This window comes from Paenibacillus sp. FSL R5-0912 (assembly GCF_000758605.1).
Lineage (GTDB): Bacteria > Bacillota > Bacilli > Paenibacillales > Paenibacillaceae > Paenibacillus_AQ.
Genome location: NZ_CP009282.1, coordinates 1809748 through 1833191 on the forward strand (window position 1 = coordinate 1809748; position 23444 = coordinate 1833191).

20 protein-coding genes and 1 pseudogene are annotated in these 23444 nt (G+C 50.9%); 17 read left to right on the forward strand and 4 right to left on the reverse strand.

Annotated features, from left to right (window positions below; translation table 11 throughout):
• Window positions 1-5: 5 nt before the first annotated feature.
• The gene (gene ilvB / locus R50912_RS07695; protein WP_042233688.1) at window positions 6-1682 is read left to right on the forward strand and encodes a biosynthetic-type acetolactate synthase large subunit; all 1677 of its coding nucleotides are present in this window, start codon (window positions 6-8) and stop codon (window positions 1680-1682) included.
• A gap of 84 nt (window positions 1683-1766) precedes the next feature.
• Here the strand turns inward: ilvB and R50912_RS07700 are convergent, their stop codons facing one another.
• Window positions 1767-2480 (reverse strand): YwiC-like family protein, encoded by a 714-nt coding sequence (locus R50912_RS07700; RefSeq protein WP_042233689.1) that lies wholly within the window; start codon window positions 2478-2480, stop codon window positions 1767-1769.
• A gap of 169 nt (window positions 2481-2649) precedes the next feature.
• On the opposite strand from R50912_RS07700, the gene mobB reads away from it, so the two are divergent.
• Genes mobB through R50912_RS07715 form a run of 3 tightly spaced genes read left to right on the forward strand, consistent with a single transcriptional unit; the run spans window position 2650 to window position 4346 of the window.
• The gene (mobB, locus tag R50912_RS07705; protein WP_042233691.1) at window positions 2650-3204 is read left to right on the forward strand and encodes a molybdopterin-guanine dinucleotide biosynthesis protein B; all 555 of its coding nucleotides are present in this window, start codon (window positions 2650-2652) and stop codon (window positions 3202-3204) included.
• 37 nt (window positions 3205-3241) lie between these two features.
• Window positions 3242-3856: a molybdenum cofactor guanylyltransferase gene (gene mobA, locus R50912_RS07710; RefSeq protein ID WP_042233694.1), complete on the forward strand. Its 615-nt coding sequence runs from the start codon at window positions 3242-3244 to the stop codon at window positions 3854-3856.
• 4 nt (window positions 3857-3860) lie between these two features.
• Complete coding sequence (locus tag R50912_RS07715) at window positions 3861-4346, forward strand: molybdenum cofactor biosynthesis protein MoaE (protein WP_042233696.1); 486 nt, start codon at window positions 3861-3863, stop codon at window positions 4344-4346.
• A gap of 156 nt (window positions 4347-4502) precedes the next feature.
• Here the strand turns inward: R50912_RS07715 and R50912_RS07720 are convergent, their stop codons facing one another.
• On the reverse strand, window positions 4503-5993 hold the full coding sequence (locus R50912_RS07720; RefSeq protein ID WP_042233698.1) for a glycoside hydrolase family 43 protein: 1491 nt from the start codon (window positions 5991-5993) through the stop codon (window positions 4503-4505).
• A gap of 166 nt (window positions 5994-6159) precedes the next feature.
• Here R50912_RS07720 and R50912_RS07725 point away from each other — a divergent pair, with 166 nt between their 5' ends.
• From R50912_RS07725 to R50912_RS07775, 11 genes are all read left to right on the forward strand, one after another.
• Window positions 6160-7065 carry an ArsR/SmtB family transcription factor gene (locus R50912_RS07725; RefSeq protein WP_042233701.1) on the forward strand — a complete coding sequence of 302 codons (906 nt, stop codon included), beginning with the start codon at window positions 6160-6162 and terminating at the stop codon, window positions 7063-7065.
• A gap of 107 nt (window positions 7066-7172) precedes the next feature.
• On the forward strand, window positions 7173-7880 hold the full coding sequence (locus R50912_RS07730) for a DNA alkylation repair protein (RefSeq protein ID WP_042233702.1): 708 nt from the start codon (window positions 7173-7175) through the stop codon (window positions 7878-7880).
• 609 nt (window positions 7881-8489) lie between these two features.
• Window positions 8490-9047 (forward strand): RNA polymerase sigma factor, encoded by a 558-nt coding sequence (locus R50912_RS07735; RefSeq protein ID WP_042233705.1) that lies wholly within the window; start codon window positions 8490-8492, stop codon window positions 9045-9047.
• Window positions 9029-10186, forward strand: coding sequence for a hypothetical protein (locus R50912_RS07740; protein WP_042233707.1), 1158 nt, complete (start codon window positions 9029-9031; stop codon window positions 10184-10186). The genes R50912_RS07735 and R50912_RS07740 overlap by 19 nt, the downstream gene beginning before the upstream one ends.
• A 199-nt stretch (window positions 10187-10385) precedes the next feature.
• Window positions 10386-11726, forward strand: a complete 1341-nt coding sequence (locus tag R50912_RS07745) for an ABC transporter substrate-binding protein (protein ID WP_042233711.1) — start codon at window positions 10386-10388, stop codon at window positions 11724-11726.
• A gap of 217 nt (window positions 11727-11943) precedes the next feature.
• Window positions 11944-12906: a carbohydrate ABC transporter permease gene (locus R50912_RS07750; RefSeq protein ID WP_042233713.1), complete on the forward strand. Its 963-nt coding sequence runs from the start codon at window positions 11944-11946 to the stop codon at window positions 12904-12906.
• Window positions 12903-13748, forward strand: coding sequence for a carbohydrate ABC transporter permease (locus tag R50912_RS07755; RefSeq protein WP_042233714.1), 846 nt, complete (start codon window positions 12903-12905; stop codon window positions 13746-13748). The genes R50912_RS07750 and R50912_RS07755 overlap by 4 nt, the downstream gene beginning before the upstream one ends.
• Window positions 13749-13849: 101 nt before the next feature.
• Window positions 13850-15604 carry a sensor histidine kinase gene (locus tag R50912_RS07760; RefSeq protein ID WP_042233716.1) on the forward strand — a complete coding sequence of 585 codons (1755 nt, stop codon included), beginning with the start codon at window positions 13850-13852 and terminating at the stop codon, window positions 15602-15604.
• A gap of 94 nt (window positions 15605-15698) precedes the next feature.
• Window positions 15699-17303: a response regulator transcription factor gene (locus R50912_RS07765; RefSeq protein WP_042233718.1), complete on the forward strand. Its 1605-nt coding sequence runs from the start codon at window positions 15699-15701 to the stop codon at window positions 17301-17303.
• Between the two features lie 249 nt (window positions 17304-17552).
• A complete protein-coding gene (locus R50912_RS07770) occupies window positions 17553-18635 on the forward strand; it encodes a Gfo/Idh/MocA family protein (RefSeq protein WP_042233719.1) in 1083 nt (360 codons plus the stop codon).
• A gap of 284 nt (window positions 18636-18919) precedes the next feature.
• Window positions 18920-19312, forward strand: a complete 393-nt coding sequence (locus R50912_RS07775) for a DUF4073 domain-containing protein (RefSeq protein WP_081956419.1) — start codon at window positions 18920-18922, stop codon at window positions 19310-19312.
• 343 nt (window positions 19313-19655) lie between these two features.
• Here the strand turns inward: R50912_RS07775 and tnpB are convergent.
• Window positions 19656-20730 (reverse strand): annotated as a pseudogene (tnpB, locus tag R50912_RS07780) (IS200/IS605 family element RNA-guided endonuclease TnpB).
• A gap of 9 nt (window positions 20731-20739) precedes the next feature.
• Window positions 20740-21138, reverse strand: a complete 399-nt coding sequence (tnpA, locus tag R50912_RS07785) for an IS200/IS605 family transposase (protein ID WP_156123092.1) — start codon at window positions 21136-21138, stop codon at window positions 20740-20742.
• A gap of 164 nt (window positions 21139-21302) precedes the next feature.
• On the opposite strand from tnpA, the gene R50912_RS07790 reads away from it, so the two are divergent.
• Together R50912_RS07790 and R50912_RS07795 are read left to right on the forward strand one after the other, a co-directional pair.
• On the forward strand, window positions 21303-22505 hold the full coding sequence (locus R50912_RS07790) for an S-layer homology domain-containing protein (protein WP_042233725.1): 1203 nt from the start codon (window positions 21303-21305) through the stop codon (window positions 22503-22505).
• Between the two features lie 250 nt (window positions 22506-22755).
• Window positions 22756-23436, forward strand: a complete 681-nt coding sequence (locus R50912_RS07795) for a hypothetical protein (RefSeq protein ID WP_042233727.1) — start codon at window positions 22756-22758, stop codon at window positions 23434-23436.
• The last annotated feature ends 8 nt before the right edge of the window (window positions 23437-23444 follow it).

The following is a 23444-nucleotide window of genomic DNA, read 5'->3' on the forward strand; positions in this document are numbered from 1 at the left end:
AACTTATGAACGGAGCACAGCTGCTGATTGAGATGCTGATCGAGAAAAAGATTGAGACCCTGTTCGGCTACCCCGGCGGTGCCGTATTGCCTATATACGACGCGCTCTATGATTGTGACCGGATTCAGCATGTGCTGGTCAGACACGAGCAGGCTGCGGTCCATGCTGCGGACGGATACGCAAGAGCGACGGGACGCCCGGGGGTAGCCCTTGTTACCAGTGGTCCTGGAGCAACCAATGCCGTCACCGGAATTGCTACCGCCTTCATGGATTCGGTTCCGTTAATTGTCCTCACCGGCCAGGTATCCACCGAGCTTATTGGTCTGGACAGCTTTCAGGAAGTGGATATTTACGGAATGACGATGCCGGTTACGAAACACAATTATATCGTAAGGGAGATCAAGGAGCTTCCAAGAATTATACATGAGGCGTTCCATGTGGCGACAACAGGACGGCCCGGTCCGGTTCTGATCGATCTGCCGAAGAATGTCATGAATGCGGAGTTCATTGCAGACAATGACTCCTCCGGCCAGCCCTCCCCGCCAGTTATCCGGGGGTACCAGACCGAATATTTCATAGACCCAGCGGATTTTCAGCTGGCGGCAGAGCGGCTGAACCGTGCGCAGCGGCCGCTTGTGCTTATTGGCGGAGGCTGTATTCAAGGGGAGACCCCGGCACTCCTGAAGGAATTCGCTGAGCAGCTGGGACTTCCTGTAGCCAGCACGCTGATGGGCCTCGGAGCTTTCCCGTCCGGACACTCCCTGCATCTGGGCATGGTCGGGATGCATGGAACAGTAGCTGCCAACCGTGCACTCCAGGGTGCTGACGTTGTGCTATGTCTCGGTGTGCGGTTCAGTGACCGGGTAACGGGCAACCGGAAGGCGTTCTCACCGGGTTCCTATAAAATTCAAGTAGATCTGGATACCTCCGAGCTGAACAAGAACATTCCTATAGATCTTGCGGTCACCGGTTCTTGTGCAGATTTCCTTAGCGGATTACGGGGACAAGTACAGGCAGCGGAGCATTCCACCTGGGATCAGCAGATCATGGCCTGGCTGAAGCGTCCGGTGAAATCAACCAAGAGCCAGGATGCCAAGATGACTCCACAGGAAGTTATCGGATGCATTCAAAAGGCTACAGCGGGCGATGCGATTATAGCCACAGATGTCGGCCAGCATCAGATATGGACGGCTACGCATTACGAGTTCTCGGAAGCACGTTCGTTCCTGACCTCCGGCGGACTGGGCACCATGGGGTACGGCTTGCCTGCTGCAATTGGCGCCGCTGTTGCTTTTCCTGACCGCCATGTGATTTGCATTACAGGGGACGGAAGCTTTCAGATGAATATGCAGGAGATTATGACGGCTGTTGATCATGGGCTGAACGTCAAGGTGGCTATCTTTAAGAACGGGTATCTGGGGATGGTAAGACAGTGGCAGCAGCTGTTTCTGGGCCGGCGGTATTCCTCGGTGCGGATCAGCTCTCCGGATTTTGTCGCCTTGGCGGCGTCCTTCGGCGCCCACGGGTTCCGGGCACGCACGCTTGCTGAAGCAGAGCAGATTATTGAACTTGCGCTGCATACGGAGGGGCTTGTTGTTATGGAGTTCGATATTACCGAGGAGAGCAATGTATACCCCATTGTGCCGCCGGGATCGAGCAATCAGGATATGATTGTGGAATAGCATTATGCTGCAATCAGGAAGCTCCTCTACCGTGATTACCGGCAGAAGAGCTTCCTGATTATACGTTTGGGGTTATTGTATACACTAGAAGTACAGCACAAGCACAGACACATATAACATAACGGAGAAGCCGATCTCGATGATTCCGGTACGTTTGGCAGTGATGCCCGTCTTAGGCAGGATGGCCGCCCGCAGGAGCAGGATTAGCAGCGGAACCAGCAGAGACGGAAACAGGAACAGTCCGGCTGCTGCAACCAGCAGATGATAGAGCACAGAGCCGTAATAGAAGCGGATATTGTTCCGTTCACGGATGACGGTTTTGACATATAATGCGGTTCCTGTGAAGTACAGCACGGCCAGCACGAACAGCTCGGTCGCAGTCTGCCAGCTCCCGCCCTGACCGACATAGAAGACCGGATATATGATCAGGCAGAAGGCCACTATGGCCGAGATGTCATTGAGCAGGGCCCGTTCATTTTTGGTTTTGGCATAATAGAGATTCACAGCGAACAAAGGCACGAGCGGCAGAACAAACCATAACAGCACAGGCTCAGCTGCCACCAGATAGATGATTAAAGGGAGCAGCAGAATGCCATACAGCTTCAAGGGCTGGGCATAACGCTTGAATTTCCTTGTCTTCACCCCCTGCAGCAAAGGAAAACTGAACAAATAGATCAGCAGCCAGCAGACAAACAGCGGAATATGTATAAGCTGCCCCCGGGATGCGGCTACCCCGAACAGAAAGGGCAGAACGAGCATCGCCCAGGCGCCGTGCTGGTTAGGAATATATTTCTTCATACTAAACATGACCTCCTACCCTGAACTATCATGGCATGTGAGGATGCCAGACTCCTTAACTATACTTTTTTTGATGGGGGACGCGGGTGATTTGAAGCACAAGATATGCACTGCTCCCCAGGGTTATCACTGAACGTTATTATGACGAAGGAGAGGCTGCAACGTGACTATGGAATCTCATCATGCAGCAGTACGGGGACCGGTTCCTGTACTGCAAATTGTCGGTTATAAGAATAGCGGAAAAACAACCCTGGCCTGCCGCATAATCCGCGTCTTATCCGCCCGTGGGCTGCGTGTCGGGTCGGCCAAACATGATGCTCACCACTTTGAATTGGATGATCCGGGCACAGACAGCAGCAAGCATCTGCTGCATGGTGCAGTTGAAGCTGTACTGACCTCGTCAGAGGCTACAAGAATCATGCGGAGGTCCGAAACCTCATTGGAAGACATCGCAGCATCTATGTACGGTAAGGTTGATCTGCTGGTTGCAGAAGGCTTCAAGTCTGCGGATTATCCCAAAATCGCATTAATCCGCAATGCAGACGAGATGATTCTGCTGCGAAACCAGACTGCGAATATATGCCTATGGCTGAGCTGGGAGGAAAACGCGGTTGAGCACCGTGCAGCCTCTCCGGTCAGCCCGAATACTATCCCTGTACTGCCTCTGCAGGATCAAGCGCTTATTGATGAAGAAGTTCTTTCACTGGCTTTGTCACTTCTCTAATCCAATGGAGCCGGAATACTTACGGGAGGTGTTTGATTTGCTGACTGGAATCATACTGGCAGGCGGACAGAATTCCCGGATGAAGGGCCAGAATAAAGCGCTCCTGACCTATCAAGGGGAGCGTTTCGTGGATAGACAGCTGAAGGAATTGCGAACCGTCTGCTCTAAAATTATTGTTGTTACGAACGATGCTTCTCCGTACATGGATTACCCTCCCCAAGGAGGTATCCGGTATCTTCCGGATATCTGTGCGGGGCATGGACCGATGAGCGGGTTTCATGCTGCTTTTGCCGGGGTGGAGACGGAATATGCCTGGGTTGTGGGCTGTGATATCCCTAAGATTTCCGCTCCCGCCGCTTCGTGGATGCTTACCCGGCTCATGGAAGGGAACTATGAGGCTGTTCTTCCCCTGATGAATGGCAGACATCAGATGCTCCATGGGGTATACCGGCCGCACCGGATCCTGGCAGATATTATTGAACGAATGGATACACGGCAGTACCGGCTATCCGGATTATTAGATTCGATGCACTGGTTAGGGGTAGACAAGGACGATCTTGCTGGTGCGGGTATACATGAGGATTTCACTGCAGATATTGATACACCTGAGCAGTATAAGGACTTGCTGCACGCAGATATGGAAAGGGAGTGATCACTTGGGCAGTTCATTATTCGAAATTACAGATAACCCGATTCAGCCGCAGGCGGTGTCTGATAAAGTTCTGCGGAGAGAAGCAGGAGCTGTCACTTTATTCATAGGTACGGTAAGGGAGCTCACGCAGGGTAAGCGGACATTATATCTTGAATATGAAGCGTATCCGCTTATGGCGCTCACGCAATTGGAACGCATCGGGCAGGAGGTCAGTGAACGCTGGCCGGATACCAGGGTTGCTGTGACACATCGGGTAGGAAAGCTTGAAATTATGGATATCGCTGTGGTGATCGCTGTATCTTCGCCGCACCGTAAGGCTGCTTACGAGGCAAATGAATATGTGATAGACCGGATTAAACAGATTGTACCGATCTGGAAAAAAGAAACGGGCGAAGACGGCAAAGCATGGATTGGCGACCAGCTGAATCAATGTGCTTATCCGGAAGGCCGGCCCCTCTTGCCGGATATTCCTGTGGAAGACAGGAAGTAAAGAATCCGCAATTCGCGATCCGATGAACTATCGGATCGCTGATCTGAATGCATTAAGGGAGCTCCGTAACGGGGCTCCCTGTTTTTTTATATCCCGGATATACGCAAAGCGGTGCAGAGATAGAGCGCGGATACCCGCAGGCTCTACTTCTGCTTGTTACAAGTACTCGCACTTAAACTCTGTGAACTCCGCCGAAGCATCTTCCCCGCAAGCGTACAGTCCGATGAGTACCCCTGTAAATCCTCCGGCCACCTCGGAAGAGAGGTATCTGGTCTGGGCCGTGCCGAGGGGGATTTCACCGTGTTTACTACTAATGAAGAAGCTGTAGCGCTCCTTACCGGATTTGATCAACAGCGTGGCCTGATTGTCACTGCCCAGATTCACTACATGCTGGATGGATTTCACATCTCCAATATTGAGGCGTTCGATCACCCGGTACTGCGCCCCGTCTTGGCGGATTGCCAGATCATAATGATGATTCTCATCCATATAGAGTGTGAAGCCGGCTTCTCCGCCTGTGAGCGTTACGTTGCAGGAAATCACCGCGTCGAAATCCCGTTGGCGGAGGCCTATAAAGGTCGGGGATGCCGGAACATCCAGTGTTACTTCTGTGCCTTGTAACGTCAGCTTGTCTTGTCCCAGTAGATACTTCTCTGTGGCCGGATGGCGGAGATAAGCCCAGTCCAGATTCCAGTCGGTATTCTCAAAAGTATAGCTCTTCTTCTCCTGCTGAACCACCGTGTCCGGAATGCGGTCAGTCTCGAAGCTCAGGAGAACCGTTCCGTTATGCCCGGCTGTAAACCAGCCGTCTTCGCCGAAGGTCACCGGAGTAAGGAACACTTCGCGGCCCAGATGGTGGTAAGTGAGCCAGCGTCCGGTTTGCCGGAATCCCAGATGCAAGAGCCACCAGTTCCCGGCGTCATCCTGGATCAGATCGCTGTGCCCGACACCCTGCAGCTCGTAACCGCCCAGATTGCGGTTGGTCAGGACAGGATTCTCCGCATAGGCTTCGAACGGGCCGGAAGGGGAAGTCCCCCGCGCATAAGTCGCCATATGTCCGTATTCGGTTCCGCCTTCGGCTGCGAGCAGGTAGTAATACCCGTTGATTTTATAGAGATGAGGGCTTTCCAGATAACGTCCGCCCGTTCCCTGCCAGATAGACTGGCTTGGCGATAGCTTGCTGCCCGTTTCAATGTTAATTTCACACTGAATCACACCTGGAGTGCCGTTATCGTCCAACCCGTTGCTCATAAACAAAGTCTTGCCGTCTTCGAAATACAAATCCGGATCGATTCCGCCCTGATCGACATAGACCGGTTCCGACCATTCGCCGTAAATATCGTCCGTCCAGACATAGAAGTTCTGGTGGGTCGTGTCATTGGTAGTCACCATGTAGAAACGGCCGTTATTGTGGCGGATGGTAGGGGCGAACACGCCGCCGGAGCTGCTCACCGTACCCAGCTGGATCTGGCTCCCGCGGGTCAGGCAATGGCCGATTTGCTTCCAGTTAAGCAGGTCCGTGCTCTCGAAGATGGGCACTCCAGGGAAATACTGAAAGGAGCTGCAGACCATATAATAGATGCCGTCCACTTTGCATACGCTGGGGTCAGGGTAGAAGCCTTTGATTACCGGATTGTTGTATTTCATACATACACCTCTTCTATAAATTCATATATATATAAATTCAATATGATCACTTCTAAGGAAATTAAACACCAACTTGAGATTCATAGCAATAGATTAAGTTTGTCGGCGGGATTTAAATCGGTTAAATTAATAGAAATATGAATTCAGTGATCAGGAGAAAATCATGATGATAAAAGCGGACGGGAAACCGGAGTACATGCCTTTATACGAGGCGCTGGCCAGTGAAGTCAGGTGGAGAATTATGAGCCTCATTGCCGAGTGTGAAATGAATGTGAAGGATATCGCGGATAAGCTTGCGCTCAGCCCGTCCATCGTTACCCTGCACATCCGGAAGCTCGAAGCCGCCGGGCTGACCGGAAGCCGCAGGGTCCGGCTGAACGGGGGGACGCATAAGCTGTGCTTCCTCAAAGCAGCAAGCATTGATATCCAGCTGCCGTCTGTCCGCAAGGACGCGAAGGTGCTCGAGCAGAGTATTTCTGTGGGTCACTATACGGCGTTTGAAGTCCATCCAACCTGCGGGCTGGGTACACATGAGATGGAAATTGGGGTGTGGGATGATCCGCGTTATTTTCTGGATCCCGAGCGGGTTAATGCTGCGATTCTATGGTTTGGCAGAGGATACGTGGAGTATAAAATGCCCAACTATCTGGCCGCCGGCCAGACGGCGGACTTCCTTGAAATATCCATGGAGCTGGCTTCGGAAGCGCCTGGCTTAAGAGACGAATGGCCGTCGGATATCGGCTTCACGTTTAACGGTGTGTTCCTTGGAGCCTGGACGAGTCCGGCGGATTTCGGCAGAGCGGCACGCGGCAGATATACGCCGGAATGGTGGCACCGGAATGTGAATCAGTACGGGCTGCTCAAGACGATCCGCATTGACGCTTCGGGTACTTTTATAGATGGAGTGAAGATGTCGGAGGTGACCATTCAGGAGGTGAAGCTGCATGAGCCGTTCTGGACGCTTCGGTTCACGGTGGACGAGCAGGCAGAACATGTAGGCGGATTGACGCTGTATGGGGCGGGCTTCGGCAATCACGACCAGGATATTGTGGTTCGGGTGTATCTCCGGTAGGTTGCGGCAGAACAGGCAGTACAGTACACTTTCAGTAACCGGTGATGCCGGTCAGGCTTAAGGGATCACTTTGAAGAGAATACTTCGGATAAAGGGAGTGTTATATAATGAACGCAGAAATGGTCATGCAGGAGCTGGAAGAGCTCGGCAAGGAACGAACCAAGAAAATATACAGCTCGAATGGCGCGCAGGAACCGCTTTTTGGTGTAGCTACCGGGGCGATGAAGCCGATTTTCAAAAAAACCAAAATCAATCAGCCGCTGGCTGAAAAGCTATATGCGACGGGGAATTATGACGCGATGTATTTTGCCGGAATCATTGCCGACCCTAACGGGATGACGGAAGCCGATTATGACCGGTGGATGGACGGGGCTTATTTCTACATGCTGTCTGATTTCGTGGTGGCCGTAACTCTGGCGGAGGCGGATATCGCCCAGCAGGTTGCCGATAAATGGATCGCGAGCGGCGAGGACCTGAGAATGTCGGCGGGCTGGAGCTGTTACTGCTGGCTGCTGGGAAGCCGCCCGGATAAGGAATTCTCTGAGAGCAAGCTGGCCGGTATGCTGGAGCTGGTGAGCAAGAGTATTCATGAGGCGCCGGAGCGTACCAAATATTCAATGAACAACTTCCTGTACACCGTAGCCGTATCCTATTCGCCGCTGCATGATCTGGCAACGGAGACGGCGAAAAGGGTAGGCCCGGTAGAGGTGGGCAAGGACAAGCCTGCAGGCAAATTCATTAATGCCTACGACAATATACAAAAGGCGGTCGAAAAAGGCCGCGTCGGATTTAAACGCAAGCATGTGCGGTGCTAGGAAGGTATCCGCTGAATCTAGTACTTTAATTAACATCTGCCTCCTGACGTGGGCAGGTGTTTTTTTGTTGGGGCGGAGTTCACGATTGTAAGCCGTCTGCAAAATACGTTTAACTAACGTTCCACCCACGTCCACCCTGTTCAGCACATGCTCAAACCACGTTTAACCTGTTTTTTTGCGCGGCTGGAATCCGGTTGCCTTTATAATCCTGCACAGTATACAACCTTATCCTCCTAATGCCGGACATAATCGCCAATTATTGTATTAAATGCAGCATTTCTCCTCCTCCAAGCGGCTTGTCAGGAAAATTCTTGTATTTCGTACAACAATCCGGCCGAAACCCCCGCTAGCCAGGAGCCCGAGTTACAAAACGTACAACATTTCCGGGCTAAGCTTCGGCGGCCGCAGGCCCCGGGAACCGGGGAGCCGCCCGTGTGGCGCTATGGCTGGACCGCTAGTTGTATCGCATGGTTTTTACATAACGAGATCAACAGAGTACTGTCTGTTGGTCTCTTTTGCTGCGGAGCCCGGCATAAATAATTGTCACGCCTCAGGCTGCTCAAGTGTTATATCTATAGAAACAGAAGAAATAGAAGAAAGGAGACCAACGTGGATTCTATCGAAGAGAAGATTGGGAGAATACAGGCAGGAGAAGCCCACCTGTACTCCGAAGTGATCAGGCTGTACCAGCAGCGGATATACCTCTACTGCTTCCGGCTACTGAACAGCAAGGAAGAGGCGGAGGATGCGGTGCAGGATGTTCTGATTAAGGCCTACCAGAATATCGGGCAATACAAGCCGCAGGCGGATTTCGTATCCTGGCTCTACAAGATCGCTTACCACCATTGTCTGAACCAGCTGCGGCGGCAGAAATTTCAGCTTCAACTGCGCAAGCTGCTCCGGCAGGAGGTTGCAGTGGACAGCGCCGAACAAATGGTGGAGAACCGCCTGTTCAGCGAGCCGGTCTCGGCCGCCCTGGGGAAGCTTGATATGGAAGACCGGAATTTGTTGATTCTGCGTATTTATGAAGATAAATCGTTTGCAGAAATCGGCGAAATTCTGGGTGTTAGTACGGCTACCGTACGCAAAAGATATGAACGGACCAGAGACAAACTGAAAAAAGCGATTGAGAGAAAGGAGAAACAATTATGGCCAAGAGTGAATTGACCCCGGAGGAGCGGTTTCTGAAGGACGGAGACCGGTCTGCTAATTATATCTCCGTTGATGTACATGACCCGGTAATGAAAGCGCTCGGGCTTGGAGGGACTTTACCTGCTGATGAAGAGCAGACAACGGTGCAGACGCTTCCGCCAAACGGAGGTGCTCCTAACATTATGCGCAGGGTTGAGACAGAAGCCGGAACGGGACGTAAGCGGAAGCGAATCCTGCGGATTCGGGTGCAGGGCTGGGTGGCGGCACTCCTTGTGGTAGTGTTGCTGGGCGGCGGTTATACCCAGTATTCCGGTGAAGTCCGGCAGGGGGCTGGGGCTCAGTACAAGGTGCTGCCCTATAAGCCGCTTCCGGTGACGGCATCAGGCGGCATGATAGAGAAGGCGAAAGAACCCTTGATGCCCTATACTCCTCAAGCACAGCCGGGTATAGAGGATGAAGCCTACCAGGAGAGTAAGCTCTACAGCCAGAAATATTCAAAAGGGCACGAACTCATGAAGGAGTTGCTGCTTCCCGGAGAGTATGCCACCTATGTAATTGCGCGTGAAGACCGGCAGGAAGAGGGGAGTCTTAACATGTACCTTCCACCGCTCACGTTCAAGGAGTATGCAGCTTACAAGACCAGCGTAGAGAAGCACAACATTCCGCTAGTGAAGCAACCGGCGTATATGCCGGAAGGGTATGTCTTGGACGAGGCAATCATCAAGCCTTCTTTCCTAAAGGTCCCAGATGAGAAGCAGCTTGAGGGCGGAAACGAGAGAGACCTGGGGGACAACTTCCGGCTGATCTGGAGAGTAGAGAAGGCGGAGAACCTTGTCTACCAGTATTCCTCGCTGATATATAAGAAGGGGGAGACTCAGGTAAGAATTGGTGTCTCACGTGTTGATGACAATTCAGGACCGGCATATCCGCTGCCGTGGAGCGAAAAGACAAAGGTGGAGAATGTTGAGATAGGTGGCAAGCAGCTCATTTATCTCGATGACTCCAGCAACACAGAGCTCGACTTGGGGTATAAGTATAAACTGGTTTGGTCTGACCCCGAAGCGCAGATCATCTATTCCGTGGCGGTTGGTCAGGAGAATTCGGAGTTAACCAAGGATGATATCATCCTCATTGCAGCCAGTATGATAAATTAGACGAATGCAGATTGGGCGCTCAGGGCTGTCCCGCTATCTATGATAGCGGGACAGCCCTCGGGCATTTTTTATATCCGAAAGATTGCATTTCCGGGAGATTTTAAAATAAATCGTGCATTGCCCTTATATAAACTTCAATTCCTAATTGTTACTATAGCAATGTAGCAAGACAATACAGATTTATACAGGAGGGTTAAAGATGTTGAATTGGAAGCGTTCTCTTTCGATGTTGGCCATGACAGCTATATTAGGTACACTAGCTGCCTGCGGCGGCGGAGGGAATGGAGCAAACAATGCAGGAGCTGCTACTGAGGCACCTGCCAGCACAAATGCAACTGAGGCTGCAACTACTGCTCCAAGCAGTGAACCTGTCAAGCTTCGTATTATGTGGTGGGGCTCCCAGCCGCGTCACGAAGCTACCTTGGCGGCGCTGGATTTGTATACGAAGAACAATCCGAATGTAACGTTTGAGCCGGAGTATTCAGGTATGGACGGTTATCTGGACAAATTATCCACCCAAGCTGCGGCCAACAATGCTCCTGATGTTGTTCAGCTTGACCCGGGCTGGATGCCGGACTGGATGGCACGCAGTCAATTGGCAGATTTGGCTCCTGAGGTGGATGTAAGCAAATTCGACGTGAAGCTGCTGGCCGGAGGCCAACTGGACGGGAAGCAATATGCCGTTCCACTGGGCTCGGTAGCCTTCGGTATGGTATATGACAAAGCTGCCATGGATAAGCTGGGCATTGCCAATCCGGCGAACGGCTGGACCTGGGATGAATTCTTCGCTTTAGCTAAGGAATCCAAAGCCAAGCTGCCGGACGGTCAATATTTCACCCTGGACTATGCGGGTAACTACTTTATGTATTCCGCTTACCAATACGCAAGAGGTAAAGGGCAGGTTATCACGGATGACGGTCATTTCAACGTGGATGAAGCCACGTACCTGGAATGGACCAAGAAATTTGAAGAGCTGCGTAAAGAAGGCCTGGTTCCTCCAGCGGACGTGAATGCATCCGATAAGGAAAACGATCCGCAAATGGACCTGCTGGCAGCGGGAAAAGTCTTGTTCCGTTACAGCTTCTCCAACAATCTGGGTACTTGGGACAGTATTAAACCAGGGGCGTACGCACTTGTAACTATGCCGCGTGCAGAAGAAGCCGGAGGATGGCTGAAGCCGTCGATGTACATGGCTGTTTCCAAGAATTCCAAGCATGCAGAAGAAGCCAAGAAATTCATCAATTGGTTTGTGAATGATCCGGAAGCCGCCCAAATCACCAAAACCTTCCGTGGTCTCCCGGCCAACAAGGACAATGCCGCTCTGCTGGAAGCGAACATGAGCGATCTGGATAAGGTAGGCTTAGGTCTTCTTCGTGCTACGGAGCCGGATGGCCAGACCTGGTCGGCCGGAGCCGGAGGCTGGACGAACTTCGTGGACAAAGACTGGGTGCTGGTCCGTGATCAGCTCAGCTTCGGGAAATCCACGCCGGAAGAAGCATATAAGCAGCTTAAGGAAGCAGCGCAATCCTACGAGAAATAGAAGGATAATTTATAGCGTAAAGCATATACATTCTTATTTTTGAACGTAAGCCTGGGACAGCAATGTCCCGGGCTTTTTTATTGAAATGAGAAAATAGACTTTGCTCCATAAATTAATCGTTATATTTTAAAAGAATTCGAGCATTCCCCTCCTTTAGCAGAGCGTGGACCAATTATATACTTAAGCTATAAAAATTGACCACAAGAGGTGACCACAGATGAACCGTTCCACAACGACTATAGCCGAAGCCGCTCCATCGCCGAAAAAAAGCTCATACTTTCGAAGCCGATGGAACGCTCCGCTTGCAGGCTATTTGTTTATTTCACCCTGGCTGATCGGGTTTCTGGCGCTGACAGCGTATCCGTTATTCCTATCGCTGTACTATTCGTTTACCGACTACACGTTGATGCAGCCCATGCAATGGATCGGGTCCCGCAATTACGAGCGGATCTTTACTGCAGACCCGAAATTTATACAATCTGCCAAAGTTACCGTCATGTATGTGCTTGCTTCGGTGCCCTTGAAGCTTGCGGCAGCTCTTTTCGTGGCAATGATCCTCAGCAAGGCCGTTAAAGGGATCAGTGCTTACCGTACGGCGATCTATTTCCCCTCACTTATCGGAGGCAGTATCGGGGTCTCGCTGCTCTGGCGGAACATCTTCGGGGTAGACGGGATCTTCAATAAATTGATTGCGGTCTTTGGCATCGAGGGGAAAAGCTGGATTACCAATCCCGATACAGCGCTGGGCACATTAATCCTGCTGACGGTCTGGCAATTCGGTTCCACCATGGTAATCTTCCTGGCTGGACTCAAGCAGATTCCGAACGACTTGTACGAGGCATCTTCGGTCGACGGGGCTAACAAGGTAGTTCAATTCTTCCGCATCACCCTGCCCATGCTGTCGCCGATCCTCTACTTCAACCTTATCATGGCCGTTATTGGTGCCTTCCAGATGTTCACCTCCGCCTTTGTGATTACAAACGGAGGACCGATGAACGCTACATATGTGTATGCCATGTATTTGTATGAAAGGGCATTCAGCCGCTATGAGCTGGGTTACGCTTCGGCACTGGCGTGGATTATGCTGGTCGCAATCGTGGCTGCAACGCTTGTGATCTCCTACACCTCGAAGTATTGGGTATTCTATGAAACAGACACTGGAGGGAAAAAACGCAAATGACAACTCTGAATTGGAAGCCTGCACTCCGACATCTGTTCATGATTCTCTTCAGCTTCGTCATGGTCTATCCGATTGTCTGGTGGATCGGGGCTTCGCTGAAGGATAGCACTGAGCTGAGTTCACCGGGTATCTTCCCGGCGGTCCCGCAATGGGAGAACTTCACCAAAGGCTGGAATTCGGTTCCCGGACATACCTTTACGGATTTTTATCTCAATACCTTCGGTCTTGAAATTGCTGTACTTATCGCAACCTTGCTATCCTGCACTCTGGTTGCCTTTGGTTTCGCAAGACTGGATTTTCCGCTGAAGAATTTCTGGTTCTCCATTCTGATGCTGACCCTGATGATGCCGGGACAGGTGCTGATCATCCCGCAGTATGCCTTGTTCCATCAATTAGGCTGGGTCAATACGTATTTGCCGTTTATCGTTCCCCATCTGCTGGCGGGCGGGGCCGGCGGGAGCTTCTTCGTCTTCCTGCTGATTCAGTTTATCCGCGGTGTTCCAAAAGAGCTTGATGAATCGGCCAAAATTGACGGCTGCTCCTGGTTCGGGATCTTCTGGAGAGTGGTTATGCCGCTGGCCTTCCCGGCGATCGTTACGGTGACCATCTTCTGCTTCCTGTGGAACTGGGATGATTTCCTGGGTCATCTCCTCTACATCAACACGGTAGATAAGTATACAGTCGGCCTCGCGCTGCGCATGATCAACGATTCCCAATCTGCGGCGGAGTGGGGTCAACTGCTTGCTATGTCGCTTGTATCCATTCTTCCGGCTACGCTCGTCTTCATGTTCCTGCAGAAGTATTTCGTAGACGGGATTGCGACAACAGGGATAAAGGGATAAGATGTAAAAAAACATCCGTCACATAACGGTAAAGCGCCCGAGCCTCATTCGCAGCTTTACCGTTTCTTTCGTGTGAACCGGAAGTGAAGGAAGGTAAGGACTTGACCAATCCTTTTAAAAAATTCAGAATCGACCGCCTGTTTTTCCACAGCTTTGCTATTGTGCTCATTCTAGTAATCGCAGTTACAGCTTGGACAAGCTACAGCAATTCATCCAAAGCCCTCGTGCAGACGACCTCCCATTACCAGCAGCGGCTGCTGGACGAATTGAATAATGAAATTACAACGCGGCTGGATATGATTGAGCAGATTTCACTGTCTACCTCACGGGACAATGAGCTGACGACCTTTCTGCTGAACAGGCAGGATGATTTCGAGCGGTACCGCAAGCGTGTAAGCGTTGAGAGTGCGCTCGCCAATCTGACCTATGCCATTCCTTTAATTCAGGGTATTGATCTATATATGGATGAACCTATGCCGAGTGAGAGCCAAAGCTACATCCAGTTCCGGAATATTATTGATCTGGATAAGCAGGAATGGTCCAAGCGTCTGGTGAAAAGCGACTTCGCCTGGTCCGGGGAATATACCATTCCCAGCTTTCAAGGGGACGTCCCGGTGCTTAGCTTCGCCCGGAAAATCATGTATGAGAATGACTATCTGGGCGTGCTGGTCGTCCATATTAAAGCCAAGGAAATCCGGCAGCTGCTGACCGGCAATTCCTCCGGGTCAAACCGCATCATGGCTGACAGCGAAGGGAAGCAGATTCTGAGGATCGGGGAGACGCTCGAACAGAACGAGTGGTCTAAGTGGATCGATCTCAAGAGTAAGAAGTCGGGCTATGTGCATATTCCGGGCAAAGCAGGTTCCGGCAACACCCTGCTGGTCTATTCCAGAATGGATAACTCCATCTGGACGCTGATCGAATTCACGTCATGGAAGCAGATTACGGCAAGCAGTTTGAAGCTGGCAGAGTGGATCGGTCTGATCGGTATCGCAGCGATCCTGCTGGTGGTGCTGCTGACGCACTATCTGAGCAAGCAGTTTACCAAACCGATCAAGAAGCTTGTAAGCGCGATGCGCATGTATTCCGTCGGCGGCCACAAAGAGGAGCTGCCTACGGATTATGAGAATGAATTCGGTTATTTATTCTCCGGCTACCGCAAGCAGAACGAGCGGATTGAGGAGCTGTATCTCTCGCTGGAACGGCGTTATGAGCAGCAGCGGAAAGCTGAGATTGAAGCGCTGCAGGCCAATATCAATCCCCATTTCCTCTATAATATGCTGGATCAGCTAAACTGGATGGCAATCGATGCCGGGCAGGAAGAGCTCAGCCGGATTCTGGAGCTGATGGGACAGATGTTCCGGATCGGCTTATCCAACGGGGCGAGCTTCATTACAATCTCTGAAGAGCTGCTGCACATCCGGTGTTATCTCGAAATCCAGCAGCTCCGCTGGGGGGAAGGGCTGGAATACAAGATCGAGGTAGCCCCGGAGCTACAGGATGTGTATATCCCGAAGCTTACCCTGCAGCCGTTCGTGGAGAATTCAATCGTACACGGATTCAATAAGCAGAGCAGCGGCGTTGTTGCTGTCTATATAGGCAGAGCAGAGGAGGCGCTGCAGATTATTATTGATGATAACGGAGCAGGCCTGAAGCAGCATGAAGAGCGGCCGCGTAAACGCCATACCGGCGGCTATGGCATTCGCAATGTGCGGGAGAGAATTGCCGGATATTTCGGCAATGGCTATGGGGTTACGCTGAAGGAACGTGAAGCAGGCGGAACCAGAGTAGAAGTGATTCTGCCTTTGCTTACAGAGGCTCCGGGGCAGCGACTAAGCGAGAATCGAATGAGCTAAGTGGAAGGCAGAAGTGGGAGCGCTTCCCACGCCGGGCAGGGCAGATAACGTTGCGGCGGATAGGATAGCAAGGAAGCTTAAGGAGGCAGAGACGATGTGGAAAATCGCCATTATTGATGATGAGCGACAGGTCCTCCAGGGGATGAAGCGGGCGATCCCATGGGATGAACTGGATGCAGAATGGGCCGGGGAAGCACTTAACGGGGAGGATGGTCTGGAGATGATCCGTGCAACCTGTCCGGATATTGTGATTACCGATATCTATATGCCGGTGATGAGCGGCCTCGAGATGATGGAGCATCTCAGGAAGGAAGGCTTCAAGGGCAAAATTATTATTTTGAGCGGATATTCAGACTTTGAGCATGCCAGACAAGCACTCAGGCTTCAAGTAAGTGACTATGTCTCCAAGCCGATCAGTCTTCCGACGCTTAAGTCGATACTGGGCAAGATCACCGAGGAGCTTATCAAGGAGGAGGAGGAGCGGATCAGACAGGGGGAGCTTGAGCTGAAGATGATGCTGTATGAGCCCTTTGTCGAGAAAGAATGGGTTCGTTCCGCAGCAGTCGGTACCTTGGACCCCTCTTACCGGAACAATACCCATCTGCCGCCTTCTTATCAGTATTGGCTGGAACGCAAGCATGCCACCATCGGTATTGAGCTGATCCGCGATGAGCGGGCCAGTTCCTTCTCTGTCTCCGACTGGAATCTGTTTCGCTTCGCCGTCAGCAATATTGCCTGTGAGGTTGCGCGCAGGTTTTTCACGGACATGGAATATACAGAGCTGAACAGCAATAGGGCATTATTAATTATTCATCCCGGGGAAGAGTGCGTGTACCGGCTGGAGGAGCTTGGGACCCGGCTGATCGACAGTATCAGCTCGTATCTGAGGCTGGTAATACGTATCGGAATCGGAGGACTGAAGGAAACGTGGATCAAGATCCCCGAATCGACGGAAGAGGCTTTCCGTGCGATGGATCAGGGAGCCTTGCGGATGAATCCGGCTTATGAAGTGTATCAGTACCGGGAGAGCAGCAGCGGCGGGCAGGAGAGGGGGGCACTGTTTCCGGTCAAGTTCTCCTATAAGCTGGCCGCTGCGATGAAGGCATCGCAGGAAGCCGAAGCCCAGCAGCTTGTAAGCGAATATGTCACCGAGCTGCAGAAACAGCAAGGGGTCTCCGCCGGCTACGTGCAGATGCTTGGCAGCGAATTGTGGGGAATCATAACCTACTCGCTGTATGAATCGGGACTGGTGCTGGATGATCTGTTCACCAATGACCAGATTGCCAAAGAGATCGGTAATCTGGCAGTGCCCGACCAGCTGGCAGGCTGGTTGTCCGCCAAAATAACCGCAATCTGCGCCAGCCGGCAATGGAAAGGCAGCAGCAAACACAGGCAGGTTGTTGATTTCATGACCAGCTATATTCATGAGCACTATGCGGAAGAGCTTACGCTGGCCGATCTGTCAGACAAGGTATATATCTCGCGGAATCATCTGTCCATTATCTTCAAGAATATTACCGGTGAAACCTTCAACAATTACCTGACCCGGGTGCGGATTGAGAAAGCACGAGAGCTATTAATGGAACGGAATATGCTGGTCTACGAAGTGGCAGAACGGGTGGGCTACAAAAACATTCCTTACTTCAGCACGCTGTTCAAGAAAATCACCGGCATGAACCCTACAGAGCTGATCAACTAAATCAAATGGATCTGTCAATCGCCATTCTGTCTTATCCAGGAGGCGAATTGGCCCAGGTTACCAGCTGCTGTTCTGATTGACGGGCATGAAGGAAGACGCTGGAGCTGGTCACCGCCATCTATGAAGCCTCGATTACCGGGCGGCCGGTAACTCTTCCATTAGCTAAGGACTGTATGCTGTATACGAGGGACGGTATTCTCGCCAATGCCCCGCGGTTCCCTCTCGGCAGCTGATAAGGGAGGTAAGAATATGACAGTGAAATTCAGCATTATCGGCGGAGCGGGCTTCCGCGCACAATATTTCCTCAGAATCGCCCGTTCCATGCCGGACCGCTTTCAGATTAGCGGGCTTGTGGTAAGGGATGCGGCCAAAGGCAGAGCCATGGAAGAAGCATGGGGGGTTCAGACTTACCGTTCTCTTGAAGAGCTGCTTACGAGCGAAACCCCGGATTTCGTGCTTGTCTCGGTCAGCGGCCGGGCATCCCTGGATTATCTGTACCTCTTGGCAGAGAGAGGCATCCCGGCGCTGACGGAGACGCCGCCTGCCGCAAGTCTGGAGGAGCTTGAGCAGCTGCACAAGGAACTGACTATGCACGGTGCGCGGATTCAGGTAGCCGAGCAGTATCCTTATCATCCGGTGCAAGAGGCGCGGCTGTCGCTGATCCGTTCGGGCAGACTCGGACGGATCACGGAAACAACGGTGTCCGTCTCGCATATGTATCATGGAGCAAGCCTGATCCGCAGGATGCTTGGGCTCGGTTTCGAGGAAGCTAACATTAGGGCTATGCGGTTCGGGTCCCGCTGGATTAACGGCCCTACCCGCAGCGGCCCTCCGGCTGAGGACAAGCTGATTCCTCTGAAAAGAGACCTTGCCTGGCTGGATTTCGGAGACCGGCTGGGAATATACGACTTCACCAAGGATCAGCACCGCTCCTGGACCCGTTCGAATCACCTCTCCGTGCGCGGAGAGCGGGGAGAAATCTTCGACAACCGTGTGCTGATTCAGCAGGATAACCTGGTTCCGCTTCAGCTGGAGCTGAGACGCATCAACAAGGGGGAACTGGAGAATGCCGAAGGCTATTATCTTCAAGGGATAATCTGCGGTGAACAATGGCTCTACAACAACCCGTTCACCCCTGCAAGGCTGTACGATGATGAGATCGCGATTGCGGCCTGTCTGGATAAAATGGCTGGCTATGCCGCCGGCGGCCCCGGATTCTATGGACTGGAGGAGGCCTCACAGGATGTGTACCTCGGACTGATGATTGAGCAGGCGATACAGACCGGTGAGACCGTCAGAACTGAGCGGCAGTGCTGGGCGGGTGAGAGGTAGCACGGGTTAACTTGATTCAACAATGTATGTATCAGCTAACCTATTCAATAAGAGATTTTCTTGCGCGGGTGTCGTAGCAATTCCCAGCATACAGGAATCTCTTTTTTTGCTTTTAACAAGGGTGAGGTGCCAGGTTCATTGCAAAGTGATTGAGACTATAGAGTAAATCTGCCGTTAATCCAAAATTTTATATTAAATTTATAATTTTAAAGGAATAATTATCCAGAATAAGATATAATATGATCTGTGTTATATTTCTCATTTAATAAGACGTGGAGGTTGAAATGATGAGGAGAACTGTCGATAAATACATCCGTCTATCTCTAATCGGAATCCTTGTTGCGGGTGCAGCCAGTCTGGGTGTAAGTACTACGAAGGCCTATGCAGCGGATAACTTCACCCTGGCAGCAGGGAATAACTCTGCCTTGGACGTGGCTCTGTTCGCTCAGCCGCCATGGCCGCCCAATGTAACTGCAGATGATATTGCAAACACCATTACAGGCGCGAACGAGAAGATGGAGTATTCCACCGATGGGGGCTTGAATTGGACTGCCTATGATCCAGTCAACCCGCCGGTCTTCTACGGTGCGGTAACGGTGCTGGTGCGGATAGCGGGAGACAGCGTGAATTACATTCCGGCCGGGTTCATCACAACGCTGACCTTTACGCCGGATTAATATCAGCTCCCCATCTAGTTCAACGCGAGACCCTTAAGTTCAATGCTTATCGGAACAGACTCCAGCGATACCGGAGCCATAAGGTGATAATGTTCTATCCGAAGGGATCAGCAGGCTTTATCGAGGCTGCTGATCTCTTTTTTTGCGGAGTAAGCAAGGATTTAGCCTTAGAAATTACTGCCTCAAGTACCATATCCCTAATCAGCAGCGGTTGCTATAATGTGGAAGAAGAGGATAAAGTGAACTACACACCACCTAAGAGGTGGGTGCTTCTTGGTCAATAGAGCTACTGCTCCAAGTTTACCCAAGCTTATAGGCTAGTTCCTAACCCGCTAATGGCCATTTACATGGCTAGTTGTAGAAGATTCAGTGCCGCATTCCGGTCTCTGTCATGCTCTGTATGACAGGCAGGACAGGACCACTCCCGTACGGCTAGGTTCTTTACTTCTGCATTTTTGTAGCCACAGCAGGAACACAATTGACTGCTTGCAAAGTGTTTGGGGGCAATGATTAATTCTCTGCCGTACCATTTCGCTTTGTAGGTCAGCATGTCTCTGAACAGGCTCCAAGACACTTCGGATATGGCTTTGGCTAACTTATGATTCTGCATCATGTTCTTTACACGCAAGTCCTCCATCACGATCACTTGGTTTTCGTTTATCATTTGGGTGGACGTTTTGTGCAAAAAGTCTTTCCGTTGATTCGCTATTTTTTCATGCAGTCTGGCGACCTTCAGCCTTGCTTTATACCGGTTACGGCTACCTTTCTTCTTTCGTGACAAGTCCTTTTGCAGCTTGGCTAATCGTTGTTCAGACTTCCGCAAGTACTTCGGATTCGGTATGATTTCGCCATGTGAAGGAATCGCAAAGTCTTTCAACCCCAGATCCACACCGATCTTCGTCTCGAGTGGGGGGCAATGGGATGATATCCGTTTCCACCAATACGGAAGCGTAATATTTTCCCGTGGGTGTTTTGGAAATGGTGCATGATTTAATACGTCCCTCGAATGGACGGTGCAGCTTGATTTTGATTTTCGTTTTTAGTTTAGGAATTTTGATCCTTCCATCTGTAATGGAAATGGTTCCCTTCTGGTTATTGGTTGTGAAGCTATGGCTATTCCTCTTCTTGCTCTTGAATTTTGGAAATCCCGCGTTCGGTTCACGGAAGAAATTCTGATACGCCTTCTCTAAGTGAAGCTGGGCATTGGCTAAGGCTAGACTATCCACTTCTTTCAGCCAGCCAAAATCCTTTTTGTAGGGCGCAGGTGTCGTTTGGAGCATCGTTTCCGTTTGCTTGTAATGTTCAATCTTATCTGCAAGCATTCGATTGTAGATGAAGCGAACTGCGCCGAATACTTTAGTGAAGTACTGCTCTTGCTTATAGGTGGGATGGATTCGATACTTATAAGCCTTTAACACCTGTCCACCTCATTTCTGACCTTGAGATTCGATGTACTTCCGGATGACTTCAATCGGCGCACCGCCAGTCGTCAGTAGACAATAACTTCTGGACCAGAAATATTCCTTCCACAGCTGTTGACGAATTACAGGAAATTCTTTCTTAATTAGACGGGAGGATGCACTCTTATAAGCGTTCAGAAATTTAGAAATATCGCTATTGGGGTGAGCTTTCATTAGAATGTGAACATGATCCTTGTCATGCTTCCATTCCTGCAGGGTGATATTGTAATTAGGCTGAATAGACTCAAATATCTCTTGTAACCGATTCGAAATGTCATCGTCTATTACTTTTCTGCGGTACTTCACGACTAGAACAAGATGATAATGAAGAGAGAATACTGAATGATTATTTGTGTCTAATTCCACGGATATCACAACCCATTTCATAATACTACTGAATAGTTTTATTGTAATATTTTAGGTTGTATTTGTCTATGAGAAAGACCGCTGACATTCATCCCGCCACTTAGAGAAGTGGGGGAATTCTGACAGCTAACTGTTAAAATATATTCACGAAAGGATAGATAAGATTGAGGACAATCAAACTGGTGGTTGCCGGACTGATTGCGGGTACGATTGCGGGTGCCGTCACACCGGATTATCCGGTTAGAGCGGATTCAGTGAGCTATGAGGAAACAGCGGATGACAATGACACGGGAGTCACCTCTCCTATTTTCCCGGATATTCAAGGTCATTGGTCGGAGCGGTGGGTACGCTGGGCGCTGGGGAATCAGTATATAACCGGTTATTCAGACTTGACTTTCCGGCCGGACCAGCCGATTACGGAAGCTGAATTTCTGAAGGTGTACTATCTCTCCTTCGGCTATCCGAAGGCAACGATCTTTGGGGAAGAGTGGACCGCTGGACCTTATCGGATGGCCAAAAATTGGAAGCACCCCATCCCGGGTCTCCAGGACCCACAGGCACAAGCTGCGCCTATAACCAGACAGACGGCAGCGCAGTTTATAGCTTCTGCTCTGGGCAAGAACTATAATGATAGGGATTCCATCATTTTTCTGCTTGGAAATCAGCTGCTTCCGCTTCCGGAAGAGCCTACTGTGGAGGGATTCAAGGGGAATGCGACTTTAACCCGGGCAGAGGCGTTGGAGTGGATCAGGATGTTAAAGCTGAAGGGAAATATATTGAAACCCCGGCCGCAGGAGCTGTCAGACCCAGGGTTACTGCCTCCATTAACGGACAAGGGTACGGGATTAAAGGATTTCACAGCGGTACCTGTTACTGAAGGGGATTTCGGGATAGGTGATCCGGACGGGAAACTCATTATGGAATGGAACAGCCCGAGGTCTCTGGTTGAACAATACTATGGAGCCTCCACCGGACAAGATGTGTTTAACAATGAGATGTATAAGGATGTATCCGTCCACTATGATTCATCAGGCAAGATGGATTCATGGTCGGTAAAAGCAGATGAAGACGCAGGGGAACCTGCTTTGACCGCTACCCTGCAGCATATCCGCCCCGGAGTAAGTACGCTGGAGGATGTGCTGATGGCGTATGGTACATATGCAGAAGTAAGCAGCACATATGGAGTTATTCTAAGCTACACCTTTGAGAATATGGACGGGGTGTTGATCCCGCGCCTGTTTCCTGGCGATAAGGTCAATACCGATAGAGGATATGTCATGGCGTTTGGCTTCGATGAGGAGACGCTAAAAGTAACACATATGAAATTATCTACGCTCCAGCGGGCCATCAACCCTGACGATAACTGATCGGCGATTCCGGCTGTTACCGGAGGCCGACGAGTTCATTGACGCCGGGAAGCAGCAAGAACTATAATCTATAAAACGGATGAAGCACATCCCGTACCCATGGCTTTTTGGGTGCGGGATTTTTTGTGTGCATTACTCCGCCAGAAACTATAGGTTCTGGAGTCTACGCAAGGCAACCGGGCAATCAAAGAAGACAAAAAGGCTCCTCTTTGCGGGGGGGCGGGGGATTTTGCAGAGGAGGAATAGAGGAATGGGGTTCGCTGAAGAGCATCACCAATGGCTGGAGTATCACAAGAAACGGAGAACCGGGGAACGTCTGGACCGGCTGGAACGGGGACACCGGCATGGTGAGCAAATGTTTGTGGAGCGGGTGTGGTGGCCGATTTTCGGGAATATGGACGATCTTCACCCGGAGTATGAGGTTGCGGATTGGCGGGGAAGGCCTTATTTTGTTGACTTTGTATGGAAGCCGGGTCAGGTTAAGGTGGCTATTGAGGTGAAAGGGTACGGGCCGCATGTTCAGAATACAGACCGGACCCGCTACCGCCAGGAGCTAAACCGGGAAACGTATCTGCAAATTGCCGGGTACCGTGTGGTTGCGATCCCTTACGATGATTTGGAGTCTGCTCCGGAGCTGACAATCTCTCTTCTGAAAGCCTTACTTACTCCATGTTTGTTGAAAAATACGGATGAGGGTGGGCGTCAATATACGAGGATGGAGTTGGATATTCTGCGGATCGCCAGCCGTAAGAACGGGTTCCTCCGGCCCGTGGAGGTGGTGAAGCAGCTTGGGATAAATCGGCGTACAGCGAGAAAATATATAAATGCTTTATGCGAAAAAGGTAAATTCAAACCTGTGTTAGAGCAGGGAAGTAATCGAGTTTGCCGGTATGAGCTTATTCATTCTTTTATGGATTTAGAGGTATGGTAGAAGATCAG

Excerpts from the sequence above, each read along its gene's own strand:
- R50912_RS07755 (WP_042233714.1), top strand. The coding sequence starts at position 12,903 with ATGACAACTCTGAATTGGAAGCCTGCACTCCGACATCTGTTCATGATT.
- R50912_RS07750 (WP_042233713.1), top strand. The coding sequence starts at position 11,944 with ATGAACCGTTCCACAACGACTATAGCCGAAGCCGCTCCATCGCCGAAA.
- R50912_RS07775 (WP_081956419.1), top strand. The coding sequence starts at position 18,920 with ATGATGAGGAGAACTGTCGATAAATACATCCGTCTATCTCTAATCGGA.
- R50912_RS07700 (WP_042233689.1), bottom strand. The coding sequence starts at position 2,480 with ATGAAGAAATATATTCCTAACCAGCACGGCGCCTGGGCGATGCTCGTT.
- mobB (WP_042233691.1), top strand. The coding sequence starts at position 2,650 with ATGGAATCTCATCATGCAGCAGTACGGGGACCGGTTCCTGTACTGCAA.
- R50912_RS07720 (WP_042233698.1), bottom strand. The coding sequence starts at position 5,993 with ATGAAATACAACAATCCGGTAATCAAAGGCTTCTACCCTGACCCCAGC.
- R50912_RS07765 (WP_042233718.1), top strand. The coding sequence starts at position 15,699 with ATGTGGAAAATCGCCATTATTGATGATGAGCGACAGGTCCTCCAGGGG.
- R50912_RS07770 (WP_042233719.1), top strand. The coding sequence starts at position 17,553 with ATGACAGTGAAATTCAGCATTATCGGCGGAGCGGGCTTCCGCGCACAA.
- R50912_RS07730 (WP_042233702.1), top strand. The coding sequence starts at position 7,173 with ATGAACGCAGAAATGGTCATGCAGGAGCTGGAAGAGCTCGGCAAGGAA.
- R50912_RS07725 (WP_042233701.1), top strand. The coding sequence starts at position 6,160 with ATGATAAAAGCGGACGGGAAACCGGAGTACATGCCTTTATACGAGGCG.
- R50912_RS07745 (WP_042233711.1), top strand. The coding sequence starts at position 10,386 with ATGTTGAATTGGAAGCGTTCTCTTTCGATGTTGGCCATGACAGCTATA.
- R50912_RS07740 (WP_042233707.1), top strand. The coding sequence starts at position 9,029 with ATGGCCAAGAGTGAATTGACCCCGGAGGAGCGGTTTCTGAAGGACGGA.
- ilvB (WP_042233688.1), top strand. The coding sequence starts at position 6 with ATGAACGGAGCACAGCTGCTGATTGAGATGCTGATCGAGAAAAAGATT.
- R50912_RS07795 (WP_042233727.1), top strand. The coding sequence starts at position 22,756 with ATGGGGTTCGCTGAAGAGCATCACCAATGGCTGGAGTATCACAAGAAA.